The organism is Streptomyces bambusae, from assembly GCF_020532645.1.
Lineage (GTDB): Bacteria > Actinomycetota > Actinomycetes > Streptomycetales > Streptomycetaceae > Streptomyces > Streptomyces bambusae.
Genome location: NZ_JAJAUZ010000052.1, coordinates 25,946 through 52,743, shown reverse-complemented (window position 1 = coordinate 52,743; position 26,798 = coordinate 25,946). Strand labels below are relative to the sequence as shown.

Here is a 26,798-nt window from a genome sequence, read left to right as displayed (position 1 = left end):
GAATGACGCAAGTGACACGGTGACGCAGAAATCCGGACGTCGGACAGGACCGCTCCACCGCGATACCTCGGAACCCCGCTCCGCCTGACACCCCGAGGAGGGGACCAGATGGCACGCACCACCACCCGCCGCCAGCCCGCCGACGAATTGCTCCCGCTGGAGGCCGTACTCACCGAACTCAGCATCACCCGAGCCACGTACTACCGCTGGCGCAACCGCGGCTATGCCCCGGAGATGCAGCGCCTACCGAACGGGCGCCTGCGCATCAGTCGCCGCGCGCTCGACGCGTTCAAGAACGAACTGGAGACCGCGTGACCAACTGGAGCTACACCGTGCGGATCTGGAGCATCCGCAAGCGGCCGTACCGGAAGCCGTACCAGCTCCGCTGGCAGGTGGGCACGCAGCCCTTCTCCGAGTCCTTCCTGACGCTCGGGCTGGCCGAGAGCAGGCGGGCGCAGTTCATCACCGCGAGCCGTGAGGGCGAGCCGTGGGACGTCGACAGCGGCCTGCCGAAGTCGATGGTCCAGAGGGCCAAGGACATCTCCTGGTACCAGCACGCCAGGAACTACGTGGAGATGAAGTGGGACCACTCCCCCGCTTCCACCCGCCGGAACCTTGCCGAGGCCATGGCCACCGTGACGCTCGCGCTAGTAAAGGACACGAACGGGATGGCCGACCACAAGGCCGTCCGCCGGGCGCTCTACACCTGGGGCTTCAACGTGCACCGCTGGAAGGAGGAACCGCCGGCGGACGTCGCCTCGATGCTCGCCTGGATCGAGCGGAAGTCCGTGCCGACGTCGCAGCTGGCCGACCGGATGCTTGTGCGGCGCACGCTGGACGCGTGCGCCCGCCGGCTGGACGGTGCGACTTCGTCCGGCGCGGTCATCGCCCGGAAGCGCGCCATCTTCCACCAGGCCGTCGGCTACGCCGTGGAAGCCGAGCTGCTGAGCGAGAACCCCGTCTCCACCATCAAGTGGAAGGCGCCGGAGAAGGTGGACGAGGAAGTAGACCCCGAGGCCGTCCCGAACCCGGAGCAGGCGGCCGGGCTGCTGGCGGCCGTCCGGCGGCAGGGACAGCGCGGGGAGCACCTGCAGGCGTTCTTCGGCTGCATCTACTACGCGGCGGCCCGGCCGGGGGAAGTCGTGGGCCTTCGGCTCAAGGACTGCGACCTCCCCGAGCAAGGGTGGGGACTGCTCCGGCTCAGCGAGAGCCGGGCCCGTTCCGGGCGGGCGTGGACCGACTCCGGGGAGGCGCACGACCGGCGGGGGCTCAAGCACCGGCCGCGTAAGACCGTCCGGCGCGTCCCGATCCCGCCGGAGCTGGTGGCCATGCTCCGTCGGCACGTGGACGCGTACGGCGTGGCAGACGACGGCCGGCTCTTCCGGACGGCCCGCGGCGGCATGGTGCAGGAGAGCGGATACGGCGCGGTCTGGGCTCTCGCACGTGAGAGCTTCCTCACACGAGAGGCAGAGCGGATGCGTGAAGAGAGCCAGCAGGCATACCTGGCCTGGGTCGGGGATGAGCAGAAACTCGCCAAGCGGGCGTACGACCTTCGCGCCGCGGGCGTCTCCGCCTGGCTCAGCGCCGGCGTGGAACCGCAGCTCGTCGCCCAGCGGGCCGGTCACTCCGTGGCCGTCCTCTTCCGGGTGTACGCGAAGTTCCTCAAGGGCGGCGACGACGCGGCGAACGCCAAGATCTCGGCCCGCCTGAACCAGCACGGCGCCGGCGGCCCGGCCTCGCCCTGAATCCCGTCCACGTCTCGTCCAGAACCCCTGGTAGAGAGCGGGATTGAGCGAGACACGGCGAGACAGTGACGGCCTGCGCTCGAACAACGAAGAAGTCCCCCTGACCGCGTTTCCGCAGGTCAGGGGGACTTCTCTCGCGTGGCGGCGCCAGGATTCGAACCTGGGTAGGCTAAGCCGACGGATTTACAGTCCGCTCCCATTGGCCACTCGGGCACACCGCCATGGGAATGTTGCTTCGGTGGGCCGCTTGCGCGGTGTTCCCTGGCAACGACGTAAACAATACCCGATGCTCCGGGGTGCTTCGCCACCGGATTGATCAGCACTTCGGGCGTCGCCGGTGGCTAGGCTTTGGCGGGTGGTCCGGCACGGTCCGGGCCGCACCCCTCTGAGCAATCACAGCCGACATCAAGGAGCCACAGGACATGGCCGACTCCAGTTTCGACATCGTCTCGAAGGTCGAGCGGCAGGAGGTCGACAACGCCCTCAACCAGGCCGCCAAGGAGCTCTCGCAGCGCTACGACTTCAAGGGCACCGGCGCGTCGATCGCCTGGTCCGGGGACAAGATCCTGATGGAGGCGAACTCCGAGGAGCGCGTGAAGGCCGTCCTCGACGTCTTCGAGACCAAGCTGGTCAAGCGCGGGATCTCGCTGAAGGCGCTGGACGCCGGCGAGCCGCAGCTCTCCGGCAAGGAGTACAAGATCTTCGCCTCGATCGAGGAGGGCATCTCCCAGGAGAACGCCAAGAAGGTCGCGAAGATCATCCGCGACGAGGGCCCCAAGGGCGTCAAGGCCCAGGTCCAGGGCGACGAGCTGCGCGTCAGCTCCAAGAGCCGCGACGACCTCCAGGCCGTCCAGCAGCTCCTCAAGGGCAAGGACCTGGACTTCGCGATCCAGTTCGTGAACTACCGCTAGTCCGTCCGGACGCTTGTCGTACGCCCCCCGGGTGCGCCCCCGGCGCAGGGGGGACGTGTGCGGCGCGCGTGCGGCGTGTGAACCGTGAACCACCCCCTGTGGGCCCTTGGGCCGTGGGCCGTGCGCCCACCACGCTTGGTGACATCCGTCATTGCGTGGACAGGGGGTTTCACATGCCCGGGGCAGGCACGCTGCGCGCCGATTTCGGTGCCTCGGTGGTCGTCGCGCTGGTGGCGCTGCCGTTGTGCGTGGGGGTGGCCGTCGCCTCCGGGGTGCCGGCCGAGCTGGGGCTGGTGACCGGGGTGGTCGGAGGGCTGGTGACCGGCTGGTTCCGGGGCAGCTCGTTGCAGGTCAGCGGCCCGGCGGCCGGTCTCACGGTGCTCGTGTACGAGGCGGTGCAGGCGTACGGGGTACGGGTGCTGGGCGCGCTGGTGTGCGCGGCCGGGGTGGTGCAGCTGGGCATGGGGGCGCTGCGGCTCGGGCGGTGGTTCCGGGCCATCTCGGTGGCGGTGGTGCAGGGCATGCTGGCGGGGATCGGGCTGGTGCTGATCTCCGGGCAGCTGTACGCGCTCGGCGATGTGGCCGCGCCGGGCCGGACGCTCGACAAGCTGGCCGGGCTGGTCCGGCTCGGCGGGCAGCTGGACTGGGCGGCGGTGGCGCTGGGCGCGGGCACGATCGCGGTGACCGTGGGATGGCGGCGGCTGCCTGCGGGGGCGGCGCGGGCGGTGCCGGGGGCGCTGGCGGGGGTGGCGGCGGCGACCGCGGTCAGCGCGGTTTTCGCGTTGCCGGTTGCGAAGGTGGAGGTCACCGGCGTGCTGGCGACGATCGCGCCGCCGGGGTCGGCGGAGCTGGCCGCGCTGTGGTCGCCGGGGGCGCTGGCGACGGTGCTCGCGCTGGCGCTGATCGCGTCGGCGGAGACGCTGTTCAGTGCGGCGGCGGTGGACCGGCTGCACGAGGGGCCGCGTACGGACTACGACCGCGAGCTGGTCGGCCAGGGGGTCGGGAACACCCTGTGCGGGCTGCTCGGGGCACTGCCGATGACGGCGGTGATCGTGCGCAGTGCGGCCAACGTGGAGGCGGGGGCGCGGACTCGGGCGGCGCGGGTGCTGCACGGGCTGTGGCTGCTGCTGTTCGCCGTACTGCTGCCGCAGACGCTGGAGGTGGTGCCGCTCGCGGCGCTGGCCGGGGTGCTGCTGCACGCGGGGTGGAAGCTGCTGCCGGTCCGGGCGGTGCGTGCGCTGTGGGACAGCCATCGCGGGGAGGCCGTGGTGCTGGTGGTGACGGCGGCGGCGATCGTGGCGACGGACCTGTTCGACGGGGTGCTGGTGGGGCTGGGGCTGGCGGTGGCGAAGTCGGCATGGGAGACGTCGCACGTGCACATCGAGACGGTGGTGGAGCCCGGTCCGGACGGGGAGGTCCTGCGGGTGCGGGTGCTGGGCCATGCGACGTTCCTGCGCCTGCCCCGGCTGCTCGACGCCCTGGAGGCCCTGCCGGGGGGCCGCCCGGTCCACCTCGACCTGAACGGGCTGCGCCACCTCGACCACGCCTGCCTGACGGCGCTGGAGGCCTGGGAGCGGCAGCACGCGGGGGCGGTGCGGACCCCCGTGGGTGCTCTCGACGGGCCGGCGGGCGGGGGCGTCCGGGGTCCCGGCGGGGTGGGTACGGCCGACCGGGCCGGGCCCGCGGACGCCGGCGGCGAGGACCTGCCCGGGCCCGGCTGACGGGCCGGGGTCCGGCCTGCGGGGCACGGCCGGACGGGCCCGATGCCGGGTCAGCGGGAGGCGAAGGGGGCGTCCGTGCGGACGATTTCGCGGCCCAGCGGGAGCAGAGAGATGGGGATCATCTTGAAGTTCGCGATGCCGAACGGGATCCCGATGATCGTGATGCAGAGGGCGATGCCCGTGAAGATGTGGCCGAGGGCCAGCCACCAGCCGGCCAGCAGGAGCCACAAGATGTTGCCCACGAAGGACGGGGCGCCGGCGTCGTGGCGCTCCACGGTCGTGTAGCCGAACGGCCAGAGCGCGTACACCGCGATGCGGAACGCGGCGATGCCGAACGGGATGCCGATGATCGTGATGCACAGCAGCAGGCCCGCGAGGCAGTAGCCGAGGAACAGCCAGAAGCCGCTGAGCACGAGCCATATGACGTTCAGGATTGTCTTCATCGGTCCATCTTCCCTGGTGGGGGCCGCTCGAAGGGCCTGGGCGACGGGACTGTGACGGCTTTACGACGGAACCGGGGCAGGGCCGCGGTGCTCAGTGCTGACGGCCCGCCATCTGTTCGAGGCGGGCGATCCGCTCGGCCATCGGCGGGTGGGTGGAGAACATCTTGGAGAGGCCCTGTCCGGGCCGGAACGGGTTGGCGATCATCAGGTGGCTCGCCGCCTCCAGCCGCGGTTCGGGCGGCAGCGGCAGCTGCTTGGTGCCCGCGTCGAGCTTGCGGAGGGCGTCGGCGAGGGCCAGCGGGTCGCCGGTGAGCTGGGCGCCGGAGGCGTCGGCCTCGTACTCGCGGGAGCGGCTGACGGCCAGCTGGATGATCGAGGCGGCCACCGGCCCCAGAATCATGATCAGCAGCATGCCGAGGAGGCCGGGGCCCTCGTCGTCGCTGGACCGGCCGACCGGGATCAGCCAGGCGAAGTTGACGAGGAACATGACGATGGAGGCGAGCGCGCCCGCCACGGAGGAGATGAGGATGTCGCGGTTGTAGACGTGGCTCAGCTCGTGGCCGATGACGCCGCGCAGCTCGCGTTCGTCGAGGATGCGGAGGATCCCGTCGGTGCAGCAGACGGCGGCGTTGCGGGGGTTGCGGCCCGTCGCGAAGGCGTTGGGGGCTTCGGTCGGGGAGATGTAGAGGCGGGGCATGGGCTGGCGGGCGGCGGTGGAGAGCTCGCGGACCATGCGGTAGAGGGCGGGGGCCTCGAATTCGCTGACGGGGCGGGCGCGCATGGCGCGGAGGGCCAGCTTGTCGCTGTTCCAGTACGCGTACGCGTTCGTGCCGAGGGCGACGAGGACGGCGACGATCAGGCCGCCGCGCCCGAAGAAGCTTCCGATGACGATGATGAGTGCGGACAGTCCGCCGAGGAGTACGGCGGTCTTCAGCCCGTTGTGCCGGCGGTGCACGGTACGCCCTCCAAGTGGTGCGGCAGGGGGACCCTGGCGAGGGTCCACGGTCCAGTGGACCCTCCCTTCCTGGTCAACGCCACGCGAGGACCGGGGGTTCCCTGTCGCTGCCCCTGGGGCGGCGGGGGTGGGGCGGGCGGCGTTACGCCGTACGGGCGACGGGGCGGGGCAGGAAGACCGGGGCTCCGCCCCGGACCCGCGCCTCGAACGCCGGCGGGGCCGGAGGTTGCCCTGCCGGCGGTCAGGCTGCCGTACCTGCCGGAGGTTGCCCGCTACTGCGGGAAGAGGGTGCCCGTGGCGAAGCGGAGGATGAGCTGGGGGGCGCCGGAGAGGGCGACGGCGACGGCGGCGGTGAGGGCGACGGCGACGGTGACCGGGACCGGGACCGGGATGCGCGGGCCCGGGGCCGCCGGAGCGGAATCGGACGCTTCGGTCTGCTCTGCGTCCGGCTCCGGGGCGCGGAACAGGACCGCCGTCCACTGGAGGTAATAGTAGAGCGCCACGACCACGTTGACCGCCATGACCACGGCCAGCCAGCCGAGGCCCGCGTCGACCGCGGAGCGGAAGACGGCGACCTTCGCGAACAGGCCCACGATGCCCGGCGGCAGACCGGCCAGGCAGAGCAGGAAGAAGGCCAGGGACAGCGCGGCGAACGGGCGCCGGGCGTACAGGCCGCGGTAGTCGTCGATCCGGTTGCCCGGGGCGCTGCGGGCGACGAGCGCGACGACGGCGAAGGCGCCGAGGTTCACGGCGGCGTACATGAGCGCGTAGGCGACCGTGGAGCCGATCTGGTCGCGGCCCCCGTACGCGGCGGCGGCGATCGGGACCAGCAGGTAGCCGGCCTGCCCGACGGAGGACCAGGCGAGCAGGCGGACGGCGCTGTGCCGGCGGCCGGTGGCCTGGCGGAGGGCGGCGGCGTTGCCGAGGGTCATGGTGAGCGCGGCGAGGACGGCGAGGGCGGGGCCCCAGACATCGGAGTACGCGGGGAAGGCGAGGACGGTCACCAGGACCAGGCCGGTGAAGCCGACGGCCTTGCCGACCACCGACAGGTAGGCGGCGACGGGCAGCGGCGCGCCGACGTAGGTGTCGGGGACCCAGAAGTGGAAGGGGACGGCGGCCGTCTTGAAGGCGAAGCCGATCAGGGTGAGCGCGACGCCCGCCATGGCGAGGGTGTCGAGGGCGGCCGGCACGTGCTCCAGGCCGTCGGCGATGCGGCCCAGGTGCATGCTGCCGGTGGCCGCGTAGACGAAGCTGACGCCGAGCAGGGAGACGGCGGTGGCGGTGACCGAGGACAGGAAGAACTTGAGGGCGGCCTCGGAGGACATCCGGTCGCCGCGGCGCATGCCGACGAGGGCGAAGGCGGGCAGCGAGGCGACTTCGAGGGCCACGATGAGGGTGGCGAGGTCGCGGGAGGCGGGCAGCAGGGCGGCGCCGGCGGTCGCGGAGAGCAGCAGGAACCAGTACTCGCCGGCGGGCAGCCGGCCCTCTTCGGCGAGGGTGACCGACAGCAGGGCGGTGACCAGGGCGCCGGCGAGGACCAGGAACTGGACGACGAGGGTGAAGTCGTCGGCGACGTAGCTGCACGCGGCCGGGTCGGTGGTCAGGCAGAACGTGCTGCGGTCGCCCGCGCGCAGGGGCAGCAGGGCGACGAGCGCGCCGGCCAGGCCGGCGGTGGCGAGCCGGCCGAGGAGCGCCTTCTTGCGGTCGGCGACGAAGAGGTCGGCGACCAGGACGGCGAGGCCGACGGCGGCCGCGATCAGCGGCGGCGCGATGGCCGCCCAGTCGACGGACTGGACCAGGTCGGCGGCGGCCAGGGGCTGGGCCGTCATGCGTTGCCTCCTGCGAGGAGCTTCTGGACGGCCGGATCGGTGAGGCCGAGGAGGACCGCGGGCCACAGGCCGGCGAGGACGGTGAGTGCGACGAGCGGGGTCCAGGCGGCGAACTCGTAGCCGTGGACGTCGGCGAGCGGGGCGGGCAGGTGGTCCGGCCGGGCCTCGGGGTGGGCCTCGGGGTCGGCCGGCAGGTGCTCGCCCATGCAGACGCGGCGGACGACGATCAGCAGGTAGGCGGCGGTGAGCAGGGTGCCGAAGCCGCCGATCGCCATGTACGTGAGGAACGCGGGCCTGCTGAGACCGTCGGCCGGGTCGAACGCGCCGAACAGGGCCAGCATCTCGCCCCAGAACCCGGCGAGGCCGGGCAGGCCGAGGGAGGCGACGGCGGCGAAGGCGAGCAGGGCGCCGAGGCGGGGGGCGCGGCCGTAGAGGGCGGCGCCGGTGGCCCCGGCGAGGGTGTCGAGGTCGCTGGTTCCGTAGCGGTCCTTGAGGGCGCCGACCAGGAAGAAGAGCAGGCCGGTGATCAGGCCGTGGCCGATGTTCGCGAACAGTGCGCCGTTGACGCCGGTGGGGGTCATGGTGGCGATGCCGAGCAGCACGAAGCCCATGTGGCCGACGGACGAGTACGCGATCAGCCGTTTGAGGTCGCCCTTGGACCCCTTGCGGGCGAGGGCGAGGCAGGCGAGGGACCCGTAGACGATGCCGACGGCGGCGAAGGCGCCCAGGTACGGGGCGAAGGTCCGCATGCCGTCGGGGGTGACGGGGAGCAGGATGCGCACGAACCCGTACGTGCCCATCTTCAGCAGGACGCCGGCGAGGAGCACCGAGCCGACGGTCGGGGCGGCGGTGTGGGCCGCGGGCAGCCAGCTGTGCAGGGGCCACATCGGGGTCTTCACGGCGAGGCCGGTGCCGATGGCGAGGACGGCCAGGATCTGGGTGGTGTGGGTGAGTTCGCGGCCGTTGTCGGTGGCGAGTGCCACCATGTCGAACGTACCCGCGTTCAGTCCGATGAGCAGCAGGCCGAGCAGCATGACCACGGAGCCGAGCAGCGTGTAGAGGATGAACTTCCAGGCGGCGGCGCGGCGCTGGTCACCGCCCCAGCGGGCGATGAGGAAGTACATCGGGATGAGCACCATCTCGAACGCGAGGAAGAACAGCAGCAGGTCGAGGACGGCGAAGGTGGCGAGGGTGCCGGACTCCAGGACGAGCAGGAGCGCCACGAAGGCCTTGGGGGACGGGCCGGCGGGGAGCTTGAAGTAGCTGTACAGCGCGCACAGGAAGAAGAGCAGCGCGGTCATCACGAGGAGGGGGAGCGAGATGCCGTCGATGCCGAGGTGGATCCGGACGTTGAGTGCCTGGATCCAGCTGATGTCGGTGGTCGCCTGGAAGCGGGCGGGTGCGTCGTGGTCGAAGCCGAGGGCGAGGACGACGGCGGCCGCGAGGACGGCGCCGGTGACGGTGACGCCGTGCCGCAGGACGGCCTGTCCGGGGCTGCGGCCCTTCAGCCCGGGCGGGGCCGGGAGGAGGGCCGCGGCGGCGCCGAGCAGGGGTGCGGCCACGGTGAACGCCAGAAGGTACTGCATCACGGATGCGCTGATATCAATCACGGCTGACTCACGGCTCACGATCCGGCGTTGACGTTGGCAAGGACGGCGACGGCGACCGCGAGGACCACGGTTCCGGCGAGCAGGGCGCTCAGGTAGGTCTGCACGTTGCCGGTCTGGGCGCGGCGGACGAGGGTGCCGAGCAGGCGGGTTCCGGTGCCGGCGCCGCGGACGTAGGTGTCGACGACCTCGCGGTCGAGGAAGCGGACGAGTCCGGCGGCGGCCTGCACGGGGCGTACGAAGAGCGCGGCGTAGCAGGCGTCGAGGTGGAAGCCGGCGGCGGCGTGCGGGTGCAGGGGGCCGAGCAGGGTGCGGCCGGGGTCGGCGACCGGGCGGGCGGCGGGGACCTGTGCGGTCTCGCCGGACCGGGGCGTGCCGGCGGTCCCGGGCGTCGCGGCGGTCGCGGCAGTCCCGGCGGGGACGCGCGGGGCGGGGGCCGAGGCGCGCTGCCAGAGGCCGTACGTGAGGACGGCGCCGAGGAGGGCGGCGCCGGTGCCGAGGACGGAGGTGAGCAGCGTCGGGAGGAACTGTCCGCCGTCGAACCAGTCGCCGATGACGTCGGAGGCGAGGCCGAAGGCGACGGTCGGGACGGCGAGCACCCACAGGACACCGGTCATGGCGACCGGCTGGCGGCCGTGGTCGGGGGCCGGCTCACCGGTGCCGCGGAAGGCCATCAGCCACAGCCGGGTGGCGTACGCGGCGGTGAGCAGGGCGGTCAGGACGCCGGCGGTCAGGACGGTCCAGCCGGCGGCGGTCGGGGCGAGCTCGCTGTGGCCGGCGGCGGCCTGCTCGGCGGCGACGAGGACGGCTTCCTTGGAGAAGAAGCCGGCGAACGGCGGCAGGGCGGCGAGGGCGAGCAGTGCGACCGTCATCGTCCAGAACGCGTCCGGGATGCGCCGGGTGAGGCCGCCCATGCGGGACATGGCGGTCAGGGAGTTCGTGCCGGCGGCGTGGATGACGGCGCCGGCGCCGAGGAAGAGCAGGGCCTTGAAGAACCCGTGGGACAGGAGGTGGAAAACGGCGGCGCCGCGGTCGGCGACGGCCAGGGCGCCGGTCATGTAGCCGAGCTGGCCGATCGTCGAGTAGGCGAGGACGCGCTTGATGTCGTCCTGGGCGAGGGCGGCGAGCGCCGAGCCGACCATCGTCACGGCGGCCATCACGGCCATGACCACGAGGGCGGCCGCGGAGGCGGTGAAGACGGGGAGGAGGCGGGCGATGAAGTAGACGCCGGCGGCGACCATGGTCGCCGCGTGGATGAGCGCGGAGACCGGGGTGGGGCCGGCCATGGCGTCCGGGAGCCAGGTGTGGAGCGGGAACTGCGCCGACTTGCCGGCGACTCCGGCGAGCAGGAGCAGGGCGATCAGCGTCGGGTGGTCGAGTCCGCCGGCGGCGACGGCGCCGAGGATCTTCGTGATCCGGAAGGAGCCGGCGTCGGCGGCGAGCGCGAACATGCCGATGAGGAACGGGACGTCGCCGAGCTTGGTGACGAGGAAGGCCTTGAGGGAGGCGGACCGGGCGGCCTCGGTCTCCCAGTAGTGGCCGACCAGGAAGTACGAGCAGATGCCCATGATCTCCCAGCCGACCAGCAGCACCATCAGGTCGCCGGAGTAGACGACGAGCAGCATGGCGGAGGTGAACAGCGAGACCAGGGCCGCGTACGAGGGGTAGCGCGGGTCCTCGCGGAGGTACGCCGTCGAGTACAGCTGGACGCAGGTGGCGACGATGCCGACGAGGACGGCGGCGAGCACGGCGAAGCCGTCGAGGTGCAGGGCGAGCTCGACGGGGACGGAGCCGGTCGGGGTCAGCTCGGTGGCGGCGTCGACGGCCTTGCCGCCGCCCTGGCGGACGGCGACGGTCACGGCGAGGGCGGCGGCCGCCAGGGTGGGCAGCAGGGCCAGCGGCCGGACGAAGCCGGGGGCGGTGCGGCCGAGCAGCAGTCCGGCCACGGCTCCCAGGAAGGGGAGGAGGGGGACGAGGACGGCGAGGGTCGTGGTGCTCACGCGGCGGCTCCGGTGGCGCGGTCCGCGGTCGGGGCGGCGTCGGTGGTCGGAGCGGGCTCGTGGCCTTCGGCGGTGTCCCGCAGCCGGTCGATGTCGGCGGTGCCGCGGTTGCGGTAGACCATCAGCACGATCGCGAGGCCGATGCCGATCTCGGCGGCGGCGATGGCGATGGTGAAGAGGGTGAGGGCCTGGCCGGCGTGCAGGGTGTCGCGGAGCCAGACGTCGAAGGCCACCAGGTTGAGGTTGACGGCGTTGAGCATCAGCTCGACGGACATCAGGACCAGGATGGCGTTGCGGCGGGCGAGGACTCCGTAGAGGCCGGTGCAGAAGAGGAGGGCCGCGAGGACCGCGGGGTAGGCGAGGTGCATCAGCGGTGCTCCTTGTCGGAGCCGGCGGATGCGCCGGGGCCGGCGGGTGCGTCGGGGCCGGCGGGTGCGTCGGCCGGGCTCTGGCGGGACAGGACGATCGCGCCGACGAGGGCGGCCAGCAGCAGGACGCTGAGCGCTTCGAAGGGCAGCACCCAGTGGCGGAAGAGGATCTCGCCGGACACCTTCGTGCTGCCCTGGGCCGGCCCGTCGAGGTCGATCCAGGTGGTGCGGAAGGCGTCGACGACCACCCAGACCAGGGCGGCTGCGGAGGCGAGGGCGACGGCGAGGGCGGCCCACCGGTTGCCGGAGTCGGCGTCCGGGGAGCGGCCGATGGGCGCCCTGGTGAGCATGAGGCCGAAGAGGAGGAGGACGACCACGGAGCCGACGTAGATCAGTACCTGGACCCAGGCGATGAACTCGGCGGTCAGCAGGAGGTACTCCACGGCGATCCCGCCGAGGGTGACGACCAGCCAGAGGGCGGCGTGCACGAGCTGCTTGGTGGTGACGCTGACGAGGGCGGCGCCGAGGGTGGCGATGCCGACGAGCACGAAGGCGATCTCGACCCCGGTCGGGGAGAGGAAGCCGGGGTCTGCGCCGGCGGCGAGGGTGAGCGCGCTCATGCGCCTGCACCTCCCTCGGGGGCGGGGTCGGTCGGGGTGTCGGCCTGGGCGGCGGCCGCCTCCAGCTTCTCGACGGCCTTGCGGGCGGCCGCGACCTCCTTGGGCTCCTCGGCCGCGGGGTCGAGGGCGGGCGGGGCCGGGACGGTCCACATCCACTCGCGGAGCTTGTCGCGCTCGTGGGTGAGGTCGCGGATGTCCGTCTCCGCGTACTCGAACTCCGGCGACCAGAAGAGGGCGTCGAAGGGGCACACCTCGATGCAGATGCCGCAGTACATGCAGAGCGAGAAGTCGATCGCGAAGCGGTCGAGGACGTTGCGGCTGCGCTCGCGGCCGCCGGGGGCGGCGGCGGGCACGGTCTCCTTGTGGGAGTCGATGTAGATGCACCAGTCGGGGCACTCGCGCGCGCACAGCATGCACACGGTGCAGTTCTCCTCGAACAGGCCGATGACGCCGCGGCTGCGCGGCGGGAGGTCGGGCTGGACGTCGGGGTACTGGGCGGTGTGGGAGCGGCGGGTCATCGTCCGCAGGGTGACGGCGAGGCCCTTGGCCAGGCCGGATCCGGGGATGGGCATTATCCGATCGCCACCTTCACGATGCCGGTGAGCGCGATCTGAGCGAGCGCGAGCGGGATGAGTGTGGTCCAGGCGAGCTTCTGGAGCTGGTCCTCGCGCAGTCGCGGGTAGGTGACGCGGAGCCAGATGACGGCGAAGGCGAGGAGGGCGATCTTCAGGAGGGTCCAGACCCAGCCGAGTCCGTCGCCGCCGAACGGGCCGTGCCAGCCGCCGAGGAAGAGGACGGTGGTCAGGGCGCAGAGCACGACGATGCCGGCGTACTCGGCGAGCAGGAACAGGGCGAAGCGCAGGCCGGTGTACTCGGTGTACGCGCCGAAGATGATCTCGGAGTCGGCGACCGGCATGTCGAAGGGCGGGCGCTGGAGTTCGGCGAGGCCGGCGACGAAGAAGACCAGGGCGCCGGTGATCTGCCAGGGCAGCCACCACCATTCGAAGGCCTCGACGATGCCGGGCAGGGAGACGGTGCCGGCGGCCATGGCGACGGAGGCGGCGGCGAGCAGCATGGGCAGCTCGTACGCGAGCAGCTGGGCGGCCGTACGGAGGCCGCCGAGCAGGGAGAACTTGTTGGCGGAGGCCCAGCCGGCCATCAGACTGCCGAGGACTCCCACGCCCATGACGGCGAGCGCGAAGAACACGCCGGCGTCGATGACCTGGCCGACGGCGCCTTCGCCGCGGCCGACCGGGATCACCAGCAGGACGAGGAGGTACGGCAGCAGGGCGACGGCGGGGGCGAGCTGGAAGACGCGGCGGTCGGCGTTGGCCGGGACGATGTCTTCCTTCTGCGCGAACTTCACGCCGTCGGCGACGAGCTGGGCCCAGCCGTGGAAGCCGCCGGCGTACATGGGGCCGAGGCGGCCCTGCATGTGGGCCATGACCTTGTGCTCGGTCTGCCCGATGACGAGCGGCATCACGAGGAAGACCGCGAAGACGACGATGAGTCGCAGCGCGACGTCGAGGACGTCGTTCACGCGGTGCCTCCGTTGTCGGTCTCGTGGGGGGTGTCGGCGGTCTCGGCCGGGTCCGGCCGGGGGGTCTCGGGTTTCCCGGTCTCGCGGTCCGCGGCGCGGGCGGACTCTGCCTCCGGCTTCGGGGCCGGCTCGGCGGCCTCTTCGGCTGCCGGTTCGGCCGTCGGCCCGGCGGCCTCTTCGGCTGCCGGCCCGGCGGCCGGTTCGTCGAAGGCCGGGCGGGCGTGGTGCCAGGGGGCGTCCGCGCTGCGGGGGGCCGGGCGGGCGGGTGCGGCGGCCGGGGACTGGGCCTGGCTCGCCGAGCCGTCGGCGGCCGAGCGGCTACGGCGTACCGGGCGGGCCGGGGTCTCCGGCTGCGCGGGCGTGGTGTCCGTGGGCGCCGCGTCCGTGGCCGGCGTGGCCTGGCTGGCCGAGCCGTCCGAAGCGGAGCGGCTGCGGCGTACCGGGCGGGCCGGGGTCTCCGGGCCGGCGGCCGGAGCCGCCGCCGGGTCCGCGGCCTGGCTTGCGGAGCCCTCCGTCACGCTGCGGGTGCGGCGGGCCGGGGCCTCGCCGGGGGCGCGGGGGGCGCGTGCCGGGCCTTCACCTGCGGCGCGCGGGGTGCGGGCCGGGCCTTCGCCCGCGGCGCGGGGGGTGCGGGCCGGGCGGGCCGGGGCCGGCGGGAGCTGGCCCTTCATGGGACCCCAGTCGTTGGGGTCGGGGACGCCCGGCGGGAGCATCTGGCGGCGCTTGGGGCCGCCGTGGTCGGCGCCCTCGCCGGGCTCCTTGGCGCCCGGCCAGGCCTTGGCCACGCGGGCGGCCAGGACGAAGTCCTTGCGCAGCGGGTGGCCTTCGAAGTTCTCCGGCAGCAGCAGCGGCACCAGGTGCGGGTGGTCGGTGAAGGAGACCCCGAACATCTCGTGCGTCTCGCGCTCGTGCCAGGCGGCGCCCGCGTACACGGGGATCGCGGTCGGCAGCACGGCCGCCGCGTGCGGCACGGTGGTGCGCAGCAGGAGCCGGCGGACCCGGCCGCCTTCGAGGGCGGCGACGTGCGCGCACACGCGGAAGCCGGTGCCCGGCTCGTCCACGGCGCTCAGCCAGTCGAAGTACGTGCAGCCCAGCTTGTCGCGGGCGGTTTCGAGGGCGGCGATCCAGTCGCCGGCCGGCACGTCCACGGTCAGCAGGTCGTAGGCGGCTTCGGCGGTGGCCTCGGCGCCGAAGAGCTCGGCGACGTTGCCGGGCAGTCCGTCGTACGCGTTCACGCCCGGTCCTCCGCGGTCTCGGGGGCGGGCGGCGGGGTGACCAGACCGCTCGTCAGGGCGGTGGTGGACGGCCTCGGGGAGCTGTAGCGCTCGTCGAGCGACTCCCGGGCGATCTTCTCCTGGAGCTTGAGGATTCCCTGGAGCAGCGCCTCGGGACGGGGCGGGCAGCCGGGCACGTAGACGTCGACCGGAATGATCTGGTCGACGCCCTTGGTGACGGAGTACGAGTCCCAGTACGGGCCGCCGCAGTTGGAGCAGGCGCCGAAGGAGATCACGTACTTCGGCTCGGGCATCTGCTCGTACAGCCGCTTGACGGCGGGGGCCATCTTGTCGGTGACGGTGCCGGAGACGATCATCAGGTCGGCCTGGCGGGGGCCGGGCGCGAAGGGGATCACGCCGAGCCGGATGAAGTCGTGCCGGGCCATGGAGGCGGCGATGAACTCGATCGCGCAGCAGGCGAGTCCGAAGTTGAAGACCCACAGGCTGTAACGGCGGCCCCAGTTGAGGACCACCTTCATCGGCTCCGGGGCGAGCCGGGAGAGCACCCCCAGCCGCCTGGGCTCGGGCAGCAGTTCCGGTGCGGCGCCCGGGGTCACGTCCGGTGTCACGTCCATTCGAGGACGCCCTTCTTCCATGCGTAGAGCAGGCCGACGGCCAGGAAGCCCAGGAAGACGAACATCTCGACCAGGGTCGTGGCGCCGTATCCGGCAGCGGCGAACACCGTCGCCCACGGGAACAGGAAGATCGAGTCCACGGCGAAGATGACGTAGAGGAACGCGTACACGTAGTAGCGGACCTGGGTGTGCGCCCAGCCCTCGCCGACGGGGTCCACGCCGCACTCGTACGTCAGGAGCTTCTCGGGGGTCGGCACCATCGGCCGCAGCAGCCGGCCGGCGCCGAAGGCCACGGCGACGAAGAGCACGCCGACCACAGCGAGCAGTCCGACGACCGAATAGCTCCGGAAATATTCGGCTGCGAGCACCGTGACGGTCGAAACCGTCGGGTCGTCCGGCACGTCCGCTCCTCGCTCCCTGACCTCTGTCCACGATCTGTTACGGACGGGAGTCTAGGGCCTGCCTCACACGGGGTGGGGTTATCCCCCGTTCACCGCCTCCTGGCCGGCCCATGGCACGGGCGGTGCGGCACCCGGCAGGCTGTCGGGCATGACCACGACCACCCCTGTTCCCGGCGCCGGCCCCGGTGCCGCCCCCGACGACCGGCAGGACGACCGGCCGCCGCCGGTACGACCGGTGCTCGCGGCGGTGACCGTGCGGGAGATGGCGTACCTGCTGACGAACCTGCCGTTCACGATCATCGGATTTGTTTACGTAGTTGTCATGGTCGGTGTCGCCGGCGGTCTGTCGGTGACGGCGATCGGTCTTCCGCTGCTCGCTTTCGGCCTCTTCGGGGCACGGCAGCTGGGCAAGGCCGAACGAGCCCGGGCGCGGTGGCTGCTCGGTCTGCGGGTCGACGAGCCGACGCCGATCCCGGCGAGCGGCCGGGCGGGCGGCTTCTTCCCCTGGCTGTGGACGAGCCTGAAGGACCCGGTGGCCTGGCGGACCGTGCTGTTCCATGCGGTCCGACTGCCGTGGGGGGTGCTGACCTTCACGCTGGTGACCGTGGCGGTGTTCGTCCTCTGGCCGGTGCTCCCCTACCTGGTGCGGGCCATGGCGTACGTGGACCGGGCGATGGTCCGCGGCCTGCTGTCGCCGTCGGACGAGCTGGAACGGCGGATCGCCGAGCTGGAGTCGGACCGCGGGGTGGTGGTGGACACGGCCGCCGCCGACCTGCGCCGCATCGAGCGGGACCTGCACGACGGGGCGCAGGCCCGGCTGGTGGCCCTCGCGATGGGGCTGGGGCTGGCGAAGGAGAAGCTGCTGGAGGACCCGGACGCGGCGGCCCTCATGGTGGACGAGGCGCACGGCGAGGTGAAGATCGCCCTGCAGGAGCTGCGGGACCTCGCCCGGGGCATCCACCCGGCGGTCCTGACCGACCGCGGTCTCGACGCGGCGCTGTCGGCCATCGCCTCCCGGTGCGCGGTGCCGGGCGGGGTGACGGTGTCGGTGGACCTGCCGGGGCGGCCAGCCGAGGCGATCGAGGGGATCGCGTACTTCACGGTCTCCGAGCTGCTGACCAACGTCAGCAAGCATGCGCGCGCGAGCACTGCTTCCGTCGTGGTGCGGCGCTCCGGGACGCGGCTGCTGATCCGGGTCGCGGACGACGGGCGCGGCGGGGCGCGGCCGGACGGCGGTTCGGGGCTGGCCGGGCTGACGGAGCGGCTGGGCGCGGTGGACGGCGTGTTCCGCGTGGAGTCGCCGGCGGGCGGGGGCACGGTGGTCACGGCGGAGCTTCCGTGGCGCGACCGCCCGGCCACGGCCTGACTGACACCGCCGCCGTGCTCGCCTCCGGCGCGGCAGGCGCGGCAGGCGCGGCCGGTTCCGCTTCTCCCCTGCCCCCTGACCTGCCCCGATCCCCCGCCGTACCCGCATCGCCCGCCCCCGTCCCCAGGGTGGGGATAACCCCCGTCCGGGACGCCGGAGCGCTCCATGGCCCCGGCACCCACCCGGCCGTGAAACTGAAGGCACCACTCCACGACCCCCGCAGGACGGACTCAGACATGGACACCAGCACGGGCGGCGCGACCCGCCGGCGGCTCCCCCCGGCGCTCCGGGCCCCGTTCGAGGCGCGGACCTGGCGCGAGTTCGGGCATCTGATGCTCGGGCTGCCGCTGAGCAGCCTCTACTTCGCCTTCGCCCTGACCGGCCTCTCCCTGGGCGCCGGCCTGCTGGTGACCTTCCTCGGCGTCCCGGTTCTCGCGGCCGCACTCGCGATGTGCCGCGGCTTCGGCGCGGTGGAGCGGGGACGGGCCCGGATGCTGCTGGGCACGGAGGTGGCGGATCCGGAGCCGGTGCGGGCGGCCCGGGGCGGGGCGCTCGGCTGGATGGTCGCGATGCTGAAGAGCGGGGCCTCCTGGCGGCACATGCTGTACTCGCTCGTCCACTTCCCGTGGGCGGTGTTCACGTTCACGGTGTCGCTGGTGTTCGTGGTCTACGGCTGGGCGGCGCTGCTGTACCCGCTGTGGTTCTGGGTGTTCCCGGCGTTCACGGACATGCCGGGGCTCCAGCTGTTCCAAAACGGCGACCACACCTTCTATCTGGACTCCCCGCTGCGGATCGCCCTGACCTCGGTGGCCGGGCTGCTCCTCGTGCTGGTCACGCCGTGGCTGGTGCGCGGTTTCGCGGCGGTGGACCGGGGCCTGATCCGCGGGCTGCTGGGTCCGTCGCGGATGGCGGCCCGGGTGACGGAGCTGGAGTCGGACCGCGGGGTGGTGGTGGACACCGCCGCCGCCGACCTGCGCCGCATCGAGCGGGACCTGCACGACGGGGCGCAGGCCCGGCTGGTCGCGCTGGCCATGGACCTGGGGCTGGCGAAGGAGAAGCTGGCCGAGGACCCGCAGGCCGCGGCCCGCATGGTGGACGAGGCGCACGGCGAGGTGAAGATCGCCCTCCAGGAGCTGCGGGACCTCGCCCGGGGCATCCACCCGGCGATCCTGACCGACCGCGGCCTCGACGCGGCGCTGTCGGCCATCGCCTCCCGGTGTCCGGTGCCGGGCGGGGTCGCCGTCTCGGTGGACCTGCCGGAGCGGCCGGCCGAGGCGATCGAGGGGATCGCGTACTTCACGGTCTCCGAGCTGCTGGCCAACATCGGCAAGCACGCGCGGGCCCGGACCGCGGCGGTGGACGTGTGGCGGGCGGCGGACCGGCTGCTGATCCAGGTCGTGGACGACGGGCGCGGCGGGGCGCAGGCCGCCCCGGGCAGCGGGCTCGCCGGGCTGGCCGAGCGGATCGGGGCCGTGGACGGCGTCCTGATCGTGGACTCGCCGCCGGCCGGCGGCACCCGTGTCACGGCCGAGCTGCCCTGGCGCGTCCGGCCCGCCGGCCCCGGCGGCCCCGGCGGCCGCCGCTGATCCTTCGGCCCCACGGCCCCGCCGTGTCCCCGGCTCCCCGGGGACACGGCGGGGCCCTGGCGCGTTCCGGCACGGTGGCCGGTTCCGGTGGGTCGATCTGCACTCCATCTCACCTTGAGGCTGGAATGCTTGGCTGTACCAGGCAAGAGACGAGCGAATGCGGGGCACGGGATCGTGGAGGACAGGGTTCGGGTCGTCATCGCCGAGGATTCAGTGCTGCTCAGAGAGGGCCTGACCCGGCTGCTGACCGACCGGGGGCACGACGTCGTCGCGGGTGTGGGCGATGCGGAAGCCCTGCTCAAGACGATAGAAGAGCTGGCGGCCGAGGATGCGCTGCCGGACGTGGTCGTCGCCGACGTGCGCATGCCGCCCACGCACACCGACGAGGGGGTGCGCGCCGCGGTGCGACTGCGGGCCGTGCACCCCGGTGTCGGCGTGCTGGTGCTGTCGCAGTACGTGGAGGAGCAGTACGCCACCGAACTGCTGGCCGGGTCCAGCACGGGCGTGGGGTACCTCCTCAAGGACCGGGTAGCCGATGTACGTGAGTTCACGGACGCGGTGGTGCGGGTCGCCCGGGGCGGCACCGCACTGGACCCGGAGGTCGTGGCCCAGCTGCTGGGGCGCAGCCGCAAGCAGGACGTGCTGGCGGGGCTGACCCCCCGGGAGCGCGAGGTACTGGGCCTGATGGCCGAGGGCCGGACCAATTCGGCGGTGGCGAAGCAGCTGGTCGTCAGTGACGGGGCGGTCGAGAAGCACGTCAGCAACATCTTCATGAAGCTCGGTCTGTCGCCGAGTGACGGGGATCACCGGCGGGTGCTCGCCGTGCTCACCTATCTCAATTCTTAGCCGCCTGACACCCTGTCAGCTGTGGCATGGCACAAACCCACCGCCGCTCCCTGAGGCACAACATCTCAAAGTGCAGTCCGGAATGTGAGCGGCCCGGGGTAGGCCACCCTTACCGACGTAGGGTGGTTTTTGGGACGCGTACGCCTCGAAGGAGGTCCAGTTCAGTGACCAGCCAGGTCAGTACCCCAGCCGATCAGGCCGACGGGGCAGCAGGGGCTGTAGTCGGCGAGCAGCGCACGCCCGCAGGTTCGGGGGCGAAGGAAGTCCGCCGCCTCGACCGCGTGATCATCCGCTTCGCGGGTGACTCGGGTGACGGTATGCAGCTCACCGGTGACCGCTTCACCTCGGAGACCGCATCGTTCGGCAACGACCTGTCGACGCTGCCGAACTTCCCCGCCGAGATTCGGGCGCCTGCCGGCACCCTGCCCGGCGTCTCCTCCTTCCAGCTGCACTTCGCCGACCACGACATCCTCACCCCGGGCGACGCGCCGAACGTGCTGGTCGCGATGAACCCGGCGGCCCTGAAGGCGAACATCGGCGACGTCCCGCGGGGCGCGGAGATCATCGTCAACACGGACGAGTTCACCAAGCGGCCGATGGCCAAGGTGGGCTACGAGACCTCCCCGCTGGAGGACGGCTCGCTGGAGGCGTACAACGTCCACCCGGTGCCGCTCACCACGCTGACGGTCGAGGCGCTCAAGGAGTTCGGCCTGACCCGCAAGGAGGCCGAGCGCAGCAAGAACATGTTCGCGCTGGGCCTGCTGAGCTGGATGTACCACCGGCCGACCGAGGGCACCGAGGCGTTCCTGCGGCAGAAGTTCGCGAAGAAGCCGGACATCGCCGAGGCGAACGTGGCGGCCTTCCGGGCGGGCTGGAACTTCGGCGAGACCACGGAGGACTTCGCCGTCTCCTACGAGGTGGCCCCGGCCACCCGCGCGTTCCCTACGGGCACGTACCGCAACATCTCCGGGAACCTGGCGCTGTCCTACGGACTGATCGCGGCCGGCCAGAAGGCCGACCTGCCGCTCTACCTGGGCTCGTACCCGATCACCCCGGCCTCGGACATCCTGCACGAGCTGTCGAAGCACAAGAACTTCGGCGTCCGGACCTTCCAGGCCGAGGACGAGATCGCCGGCATCGGCGCCGCGCTCGGCGCGGCCTTCGGTGGCGCCCTCGCGGTGACCACCACCTCCGGCCCGGGTGTGGCCCTGAAGTCGGAGGCGATCGGCCTCGCGGTCTCCCTGGAGCTGCCGCTGCTGATCGTGGACATCCAGCGCGGCGGCCCGTCGACCGGTCTGCCCACCAAGACCGAGCAGGCCGACCTGCTGCAGGCGATGTACGGGCGCAACGGCGAGGCTCCGGTCCCGGTGGTCGCGCCGAAGACCCCGGGCGACTGCTTCGACGCGGCGCTGGACGCGGCGCGGATCGCGCTGACGTACCGGACGCCGGTGTTCCTGCTGTCGGACGGCTACCTGGCCAACGGTTCCGAGCCCTGGCGGATCCCGGACCCGGAGGACCTGCCGGACCTGCGCGTCCAGTTCGCGACCGGCCCGAACCACGAGCTGGCGGACGGCACCGAGGTCTTCTGGCCGTACAAGCGCGACCCGCAGACCCTGGCCCGCCCGTGGGCGGTGCCCGGCACCCCGGGGCTGGAGCACCGGATCGGCGGCATCGAGAAGCAGGACGGCACGGGCAACATCTCGTACGACCCGGCCAACCACGACTTCATGGTCCGCACCCGGCAGGCCAAGATCGACGGCATCGAGGTCCCGGACCTGGAGGTCGACGACCCGGACGGTGCGAAGACCCTGGTCATCGGCTGGGGCTCGACGTACGGCCCGATCACCGCGGCCGTGCGCCGGCTGCGGGTCGCCGGGGTGCCCATCGCGCAGGCCCACCTGCGCCACCTCAACCCGTTCCCGCGGAATCTGGGCGAGGTCCTGAAGCGTTACGAGAAGGTAGTGGTTCCCGAGATGAACCTCGGCCAGCTCGCCACCCTGATCAGGGCGAAGTACCTGGTCGACGCACAGTCGTACAACCAGGTCAACGGCATGCCGTTCAAGGCGGAGCAGCTCGCCACGGTTCTCAAGGAGGCCATCGATGTCTGAGACGACGGCGCAACCCGCCTCCCACCACTCCCTGCTCTCCCTCGTGCCCAAGGCCGAGGGGAAGCAGTCGATGAAGGACTTCAAGTCGGACCAGGAGGTCCGCTGGTGCCCCGGCTGCGGTGACTACGCGGTGCTCGCGGCGGTCCAGGGCTTCATGCCCGAGCTGGGGCTCGCCAAGGAGAACATCGTCTTCGTCTCCGGCATCGGCTGCTCCTCCCGCTTCCCGTACTACATGAACACGTACGGCATGCACTCGATCCACGGCCGCGCCCCGGCGATCGCGACGGGCCTGGCGTCCTCGCGGCGCGACCTGAGCGTCTGGGTGGTCACCGGTGACGGCGACGCGCTGTCCATCGGCGGCAACCACCTGATCCACGCGCTGCGCCGGAACGTGAACCTGAAGATCCTGCTGTTCAACAACCGGATCTACGGTCTGACCAAGGGCCAGTACTCGCCGACCTCGGAGGTCGGCAAGCTGACCAAGTCCTCGCCGATGGGCTCGCTGGACGCGCCGTTCAACCCGGTGTCGCTGGCGATCGGCGCCGAGGCCTCGTTCGTGGCCCGGACGGTGGACTCGGACCGCAAGCACCTGACGGAGGTGCTGCGGCAGGCCGCCGCGCACCCGGGCACGGCGCTGGTGGAGATCTACCAGAACTGCAACATCTTCAACGACGGCGCGTTCGACGCCCTGAAGGACAGCGAGACGGCGCAGGAGGCCGTGATCCGGCTGGAGCACGGGCAGCCGATCCGGTTCGGCGCCGGCGGGCACAAGGGCGTGGTGCGGGACCCGGCCACCGGCGACCTCCAGGTGGTCGAGGTGACCCCGGAGAACGAGTCCCGGATCCTCGTGCACGACGCGCACTCCGCCAGCCCGACGACCGCGTTCGCGCTGTCCCGGCTGGCCGACCCGGACACCCTGCACCGGACGCCGATCGGCGTGTTCCGGAGCGTGGAGCGGCCGGTGTACGACACGCAGATGGCGGACCAGCTGGACGCCGCCATCGAGCAGAACGGCAAGGGCGACCTGGGCCGGCTGCTCACGGGCAACGACACCTGGACCGTCGTCGGCTGACCTGCCGGCGCAGCGCCCGAGGGCCCGGATCTCCACGAGGAGGTCCGGGCCCTTTCGCGTGCCTGCGGGTGCCCCTTCCGCCCGCCGGGCCGGACGGGACCCCGGTTGCACTTTCAAACGGTTAGCGCTTTCTATATGCTCGTGTCATGCCCGACCCGGCGCCCGACCGCCCTGCCGCCGGACCCGCCGCGGCCGTCGCACCCGTCGTAGCGCCGCACCCCCGTCGAAACGGAGCACTGCCATGAGCATCGTCGTCACCGGAGCCACCGGAGCCCTCGGCCGCCTCGTCGTCGAGGAGCTGCTGACCCGGGTTCCCGCCGAGCAGGTCGCCGCCGTCGTGCGGGACCGGGAGAAGGCGGCAGGCCTCGCCGCGCGGGGCGTGGAGCTGCGGATCGCGGACTACGACGACCCGGCCTCGCTGGCCGGCGCCTTCCGGGCCGGCGACCGGGTGCTGCTGATCTCCGGCAGCGAGGTCGGCCGCCGCATCCCGCAGCACACCGCGGTGATCGCGGCCGCCCGGGCGGCCGGGGTGGCACAGCTCGCCTACACCGGCATCCTCGGCGGGCCCGCGGCCGACTTCGACCTGGCCGCCGAGCACAAGGCCACCGAGCAGGCCGTCCTCGACTCCGGCCTCCCCCACACCTTCCTGCGCAACGGCTGGTACCACGAGAACTACACCGCCCAGCTGGGTCAGGTGCTGGAGCACGGCACCGTCGTCGGCAGTGCGGGCGAGGGCCGGATCGCCTCCGCGGCGCGCGCCGACTACGCGGCCGCGGCGGCCGAGGTGCTGACCGGCGAGGGCCACCTGGGCCGGGTGTACGAGCTGAGCGGGGACACCGCCTGGAGCCTGGCGGAGTACGCGGCCGAGGTCGCGGCCCGGTCCGGCCGGGAGGTCGCGTACCGGGACCTGCCCGCCGAGGCGCACCTCTCGGTGCTGACCGGCGCCGGGGTGCCCGAGCCGTTCGCGGCGGTGCTGGTGGACGTGGACGCGGCGATCGCGCGCGGCCGGCTCGCCGCCACCGGCGGGGACCTGGCCCGGCTGATCGGCCGCCCGACCACGCCGGTGGGCGACGCGATCACCGCGGCCCTGAACGCCTGAGCGGCAGCGGCCCCCACGGCGGCCGGCGCTTGAGAAGGCGGCCGGTGCTTGAGCGGGACCCGAAAGTGTCATGAGTATCTCGCTGGTTTGGGCATGACAGGACAGGTTCTGCGGCGCTACGGTCGTCAGGTTGGCTTGAAGTCGTCCGAGGAGGGCCCGTGAAGTCAGGCACCGAAGCGCGGCGGACCGGACTGCTCTACGGTTTCGGCGCCTACGGCATGTGGGGGCTGGTCCCCCTGTTCTGGCCCCTGCTCAAGCCGGCCGGTGCGATCGAGATCCTCGCCCACCGGATGGTCTGGTCCCTCGGCTTCGTGGCCCTGGCACTGCTCGTGGTGCGCCGCTGGGCGTGGATACCCGAGTTGCTCCGGCAGCCGCGCAAACTGGCCTACCTGACCCTCGCCGCCTCCGTGATCACCGTGAACTGGGGGCTGTACATCTGGGCGGTCAACGCCGGCCAGGTGGTCGAGGCCTCGCTCGGCTACTTCATCAACCCGCTGGTCACGATCGCCATGGGGGTGCTGCTCCTCGGCGAGCGGCTGCGGCCGGTGCAGTGGGCCGCGGTCGGCGTGGGCTTCGCCGCGGTGGTCGTGCTGGCGGCCGGATCCGGCCGGCTGCCGTGGATCTCGCTGGTGCTGGCGTTCTCGTTCGCCACGTACGGGCTGATCAAGAAGAAGGTCAACATCGGCGGCCTGGAATCACTGGCCGCCGAGACCGCCGTGCAGTTCCTGCCCGCCCTCGGCTACCTGGTCTGGCTGTCGGCGGCCGGCCGGTCCACGCTCACCAGCGAGGGCCCCGGCCACCTGGCCCTGCTGGCCGCCACCGGCGTGGTCACCGCGGTGCCGCTGATCTGCTTCGGGGCCGCCGCGATCCGGGTACCGCTGTCCACCCTGGGACTGCTCCAGTACCTGGCACCGGCCTTCCAGTTCGGCCTGGGCGTCCTGTACTTCCACGAGGCGATGCCGCCCGAGCGGTGGGCCGGCTTCGGGCTCGTGTGGGCCGCGCTGATGATGCTGACCTGGGACGCTTTGCGGACCGTACGACGCACCCGGGCGGCCGCCGCCGAAGCCGCAGCAGCCGCACCGGCCACGGGAGCCACCGCCGCGCTCCCCCGGCCGACCTCCGGAACCAACCCCTCCGCCGAGCCCGCCGGAACCGCTCCGGCGGCCGCGCACGAGCCCGCGTAACCGCCTCATACACCCCGTCAGTCGCCCGCACCACCACTGGTGCGGGCGACTGTCCGTTTGCCGAACAATCCTGACCGGATTGCGCCCTTGACGGAGTGTCACGCTCTCACTGAACATCGGGCTCGCACAGACGCTCTATCCCCGCACGTTCCGTTCCCATCCCCGTACGGAATCCCGGAGCCCCCACATGAGCCTCTCCGTTTCCGGGCGTCTGGCCGCTGCCGCCGCATTGGCGGCCGCCGGCCTGCTCGCCTCCGCCACACCCGGCGCCCTCGCCGCCCCCACCGCGGTCACCGCGGCGCCCACCCCGCCGGACATCCCGGTCGCCAACGTCAAGGCGCACCTGACGCAGCTCCAGTCCATAGCCCAGGCCAACGGCGGCAACCGCGCCCACGGCCGGACCGGCTACAAGGCCTCGATCGACTACGTGAAGGCCAAGCTGGACGCGGCCGGCTTCACGACCACCCTCCAGACCTTCACCTCCAGCGGCGCCACCGGCTACAACCTGATCGCGGACTGGCCGGGCGGCGACCCGAACTCCGTGCTGATGGCCGGCGCCCACCTGGACTCCGTCAGCTCCGGCGCCGGCATCAACGACAACGGCTCCGGCTCGGCGGCCGTCCTGGAGACCGCGCTCGCCGTCTCCCGGTCCGGCCTGACGCCCACCAAGCACCTGCGGTTCGGCTGGTGGGGCGCGGAGGAGCTGGGCCTGATCGGCTCGAAGTACTACGTGAACCAGCTGCCGACCGCCGAACGCGCCAAGGTCTCCGGCTACCTGAACTTCGACATGATCGGCTCGCCGAACCCGGGCTACTTCGTCTACGACGACGACCCCACGATCGAGCAGACCTTCAAGACGTACTTCGCCGGCATAGGCGTGCCGACCGAGATAGAGACCGAGGGCGACGGCCGCTCGGACCACGCGTCGTTCAAGAACGTGGGCATCCCGGTGGGCGGCCTGTTCACGGGCGCCAGCAACACCAAGACCAGCGCCCAGGCCCAGAAGTGGGGCGGCACCGCCGGCCAGTCCTTCGACCGGTGCTACCACTCCTCCTGCGACAACACCTCGAACATCAACGACACCGCGCTGGACCGCAACAGCGACGCGGTGGCCTACGCGATCTGGAACCTCGGCTTCGCCACCCCGGTCCCGCCCGGCCCGTCCTTCGAGAGCACCACGGACGTGAACATCCCGGACTCCCCCGCGGCCGCGGTGAACTCCCCGATCGCGGTCTCCGGTGTCACGGGCAACGCGCCGGCCACCACCAAGGTGGACGTGAACATCGTCCACACCTACCGCGGTGACCTGATCGTCGACCTGGTGGCCCCGGACGGCTCGGTCTACAACCTGCACAACCGCAGCGGCGGCAGCGCCGACAACCTGGTCCAGAGCTACACCGTGAACGCCTCCTCCGAGGTCGCGAACGGCACCTGGAACCTGCGCGTCCGCGACGCGGCCGCCCAGGACGTCGGCTACATCAACAGCTGGAAGATCACCTTCTGAGCCGCGGCCGCCGCCGGTCGCCGACCGGCGGCGCGCCCTGATCC

The 26,798-nt window shown here is 72.4% G+C and carries 24 protein-coding genes and 1 tRNA gene; 12 read left to right on the top strand and 13 right to left on the bottom strand.

What is annotated here, in order from left to right; genetic code table 11:
* Positions 1-108: 108 nt before the first annotated feature.
* Both LG634_RS28570 and LG634_RS28565 read left to right on the top strand, forming a co-directional pair.
* Positions 109-315 carry a helix-turn-helix transcriptional regulator gene (locus tag LG634_RS28570; protein ID WP_226737815.1) on the top strand — a complete coding sequence of 69 codons (207 nt, stop codon included), beginning with the start codon at positions 109-111 and terminating at the stop codon, positions 313-315.
* The gene (locus tag LG634_RS28565) at positions 312-1,745 is read left to right on the top strand and encodes a tyrosine-type recombinase/integrase (RefSeq protein WP_226737813.1); all 1,434 of its coding nucleotides are present in this window, start codon (positions 312-314) and stop codon (positions 1,743-1,745) included. The genes LG634_RS28570 and LG634_RS28565 overlap by 4 nt, the downstream gene beginning before the upstream one ends.
* 139 nt (positions 1,746-1,884) lie before the next feature.
* Here the strand turns inward: LG634_RS28565 and LG634_RS28560 are convergent.
* Positions 1,885-1,966 (bottom strand) — tRNA-Tyr (locus LG634_RS28560).
* A 201-nt stretch (positions 1,967-2,167) separates the two neighbouring features.
* Here LG634_RS28560 and LG634_RS28555 point away from each other — a divergent pair.
* Both LG634_RS28555 and LG634_RS28550 read left to right on the top strand, forming a co-directional pair.
* Complete coding sequence (locus tag LG634_RS28555; protein ID WP_226737811.1) at positions 2,168-2,656, top strand: YajQ family cyclic di-GMP-binding protein; 489 nt, start codon at positions 2,168-2,170, stop codon at positions 2,654-2,656.
* Positions 2,657-2,829: 173 nt separating this feature from the next.
* Complete coding sequence (locus LG634_RS28550; protein WP_226737810.1) at positions 2,830-4,377, top strand: SulP family inorganic anion transporter; 1,548 nt, start codon at positions 2,830-2,832, stop codon at positions 4,375-4,377.
* A 50-nt stretch (positions 4,378-4,427) separates the two neighbouring features.
* Here LG634_RS28550 and LG634_RS28545 read toward each other — a convergent pair whose 3' ends face one another.
* The 12 genes from LG634_RS28545 to LG634_RS28490 form a co-directional block, all read right to left on the bottom strand.
* Positions 4,428-4,820, bottom strand: coding sequence for a YccF domain-containing protein (locus LG634_RS28545; protein ID WP_226737808.1), 393 nt, complete (start codon positions 4,818-4,820; stop codon positions 4,428-4,430).
* 91 nt (positions 4,821-4,911) lie between these two features.
* On the bottom strand, positions 4,912-5,775 hold the full coding sequence (gene htpX / locus LG634_RS28540; RefSeq protein ID WP_226737806.1) for a zinc metalloprotease HtpX: 864 nt from the start codon (positions 5,773-5,775) through the stop codon (positions 4,912-4,914).
* Positions 5,776-6,047: 272 nt separating this feature from the next.
* On the bottom strand, positions 6,048-7,604 hold the full coding sequence (locus LG634_RS28535) for an NADH-quinone oxidoreductase subunit N (protein ID WP_226737804.1): 1,557 nt from the start codon (positions 7,602-7,604) through the stop codon (positions 6,048-6,050).
* On the bottom strand, positions 7,601-9,190 hold the full coding sequence (locus LG634_RS28530) for a complex I subunit 4 family protein (RefSeq protein ID WP_226737819.1): 1,590 nt from the start codon (positions 9,188-9,190) through the stop codon (positions 7,601-7,603). The genes LG634_RS28535 and LG634_RS28530 overlap by 4 nt, the downstream gene beginning before the upstream one ends.
* A gap of 38 nt (positions 9,191-9,228) precedes the next feature.
* The gene (locus LG634_RS28525) at positions 9,229-11,211 is read right to left on the bottom strand and encodes an NADH-quinone oxidoreductase subunit 5 family protein (RefSeq protein WP_226737802.1); all 1,983 of its coding nucleotides are present in this window, start codon (positions 11,209-11,211) and stop codon (positions 9,229-9,231) included.
* Entirely contained in the window at positions 11,208-11,579 is a 372-nt protein-coding gene (gene nuoK, locus LG634_RS28520; RefSeq protein WP_226737800.1) for an NADH-quinone oxidoreductase subunit NuoK, read from the bottom strand. The genes LG634_RS28525 and nuoK overlap by 4 nt, the downstream gene beginning before the upstream one ends.
* On the bottom strand, positions 11,579-12,199 hold the full coding sequence (locus tag LG634_RS28515) for an NADH-quinone oxidoreductase subunit J family protein (RefSeq protein WP_226737798.1): 621 nt from the start codon (positions 12,197-12,199) through the stop codon (positions 11,579-11,581). Before LG634_RS28515 ends, nuoK begins: the two co-directional genes overlap by 1 nt.
* Positions 12,196-12,774 (bottom strand): NuoI/complex I 23 kDa subunit family protein, encoded by a 579-nt coding sequence (locus tag LG634_RS28510; RefSeq protein ID WP_226737818.1) that lies wholly within the window; start codon positions 12,772-12,774, stop codon positions 12,196-12,198. Before LG634_RS28510 ends, LG634_RS28515 begins: the two co-directional genes overlap by 4 nt.
* Complete coding sequence (locus LG634_RS28505; RefSeq protein ID WP_226737797.1) at positions 12,771-13,739, bottom strand: complex I subunit 1/NuoH family protein; 969 nt, start codon at positions 13,737-13,739, stop codon at positions 12,771-12,773. The genes LG634_RS28510 and LG634_RS28505 overlap by 4 nt, the downstream gene beginning before the upstream one ends.
* Complete coding sequence (locus tag LG634_RS28500; RefSeq protein ID WP_226737795.1) at positions 13,736-14,974, bottom strand: NADH-quinone oxidoreductase subunit C; 1,239 nt, start codon at positions 14,972-14,974, stop codon at positions 13,736-13,738. Before LG634_RS28500 ends, LG634_RS28505 begins: the two co-directional genes overlap by 4 nt.
* On the bottom strand, positions 14,971-15,588 hold the full coding sequence (locus LG634_RS28495; protein ID WP_226737793.1) for an NADH-quinone oxidoreductase subunit B: 618 nt from the start codon (positions 15,586-15,588) through the stop codon (positions 14,971-14,973). Before LG634_RS28495 ends, LG634_RS28500 begins: the two co-directional genes overlap by 4 nt.
* Complete coding sequence (locus tag LG634_RS28490) at positions 15,579-15,989, bottom strand: NADH-quinone oxidoreductase subunit A (RefSeq protein ID WP_226737791.1); 411 nt, start codon at positions 15,987-15,989, stop codon at positions 15,579-15,581. The genes LG634_RS28495 and LG634_RS28490 overlap by 10 nt, the downstream gene beginning before the upstream one ends.
* A 148-nt stretch (positions 15,990-16,137) precedes the next feature.
* On the opposite strand from LG634_RS28490, the gene LG634_RS28485 reads away from it, so the two are divergent.
* From LG634_RS28485 to LG634_RS28450, 8 genes are all read left to right on the top strand, one after another.
* Positions 16,138-17,355: a sensor histidine kinase gene (locus tag LG634_RS28485; protein WP_226737789.1), complete on the top strand. Its 1,218-nt coding sequence runs from the start codon at positions 16,138-16,140 to the stop codon at positions 17,353-17,355.
* Between the two features lie 236 nt (positions 17,356-17,591).
* Positions 17,592-18,941, top strand: coding sequence for a sensor histidine kinase (locus LG634_RS28480; protein WP_226737787.1), 1,350 nt, complete (start codon positions 17,592-17,594; stop codon positions 18,939-18,941).
* A gap of 174 nt (positions 18,942-19,115) precedes the next feature.
* A complete protein-coding gene (locus tag LG634_RS28475; RefSeq protein ID WP_226737786.1) occupies positions 19,116-19,787 on the top strand; it encodes a response regulator transcription factor in 672 nt (223 codons plus the stop codon).
* A gap of 164 nt (positions 19,788-19,951) precedes the next feature.
* Complete coding sequence (locus tag LG634_RS28470) at positions 19,952-21,895, top strand: 2-oxoacid:acceptor oxidoreductase subunit alpha (protein WP_226737784.1); 1,944 nt, start codon at positions 19,952-19,954, stop codon at positions 21,893-21,895.
* Complete coding sequence (locus LG634_RS28465; protein WP_226737783.1) at positions 21,888-22,967, top strand: 2-oxoacid:ferredoxin oxidoreductase subunit beta; 1,080 nt, start codon at positions 21,888-21,890, stop codon at positions 22,965-22,967. The genes LG634_RS28470 and LG634_RS28465 overlap by 8 nt, the downstream gene beginning before the upstream one ends.
* Before the next feature lie 241 nt (positions 22,968-23,208).
* A complete protein-coding gene (locus LG634_RS28460) occupies positions 23,209-24,066 on the top strand; it encodes an NAD(P)H-binding protein (RefSeq protein WP_226737781.1) in 858 nt (285 codons plus the stop codon).
* Between the two features lie 218 nt (positions 24,067-24,284).
* Entirely contained in the window at positions 24,285-25,250 is a 966-nt protein-coding gene (gene rarD, locus LG634_RS28455) for an EamA family transporter RarD (RefSeq protein WP_372482508.1), read from the top strand.
* 187 nt (positions 25,251-25,437) lie between these two features.
* Complete coding sequence (locus tag LG634_RS28450) at positions 25,438-26,754, top strand: M28 family metallopeptidase (protein WP_226737777.1); 1,317 nt, start codon at positions 25,438-25,440, stop codon at positions 26,752-26,754.
* Positions 26,755-26,798 lie beyond the last annotated feature (44 nt).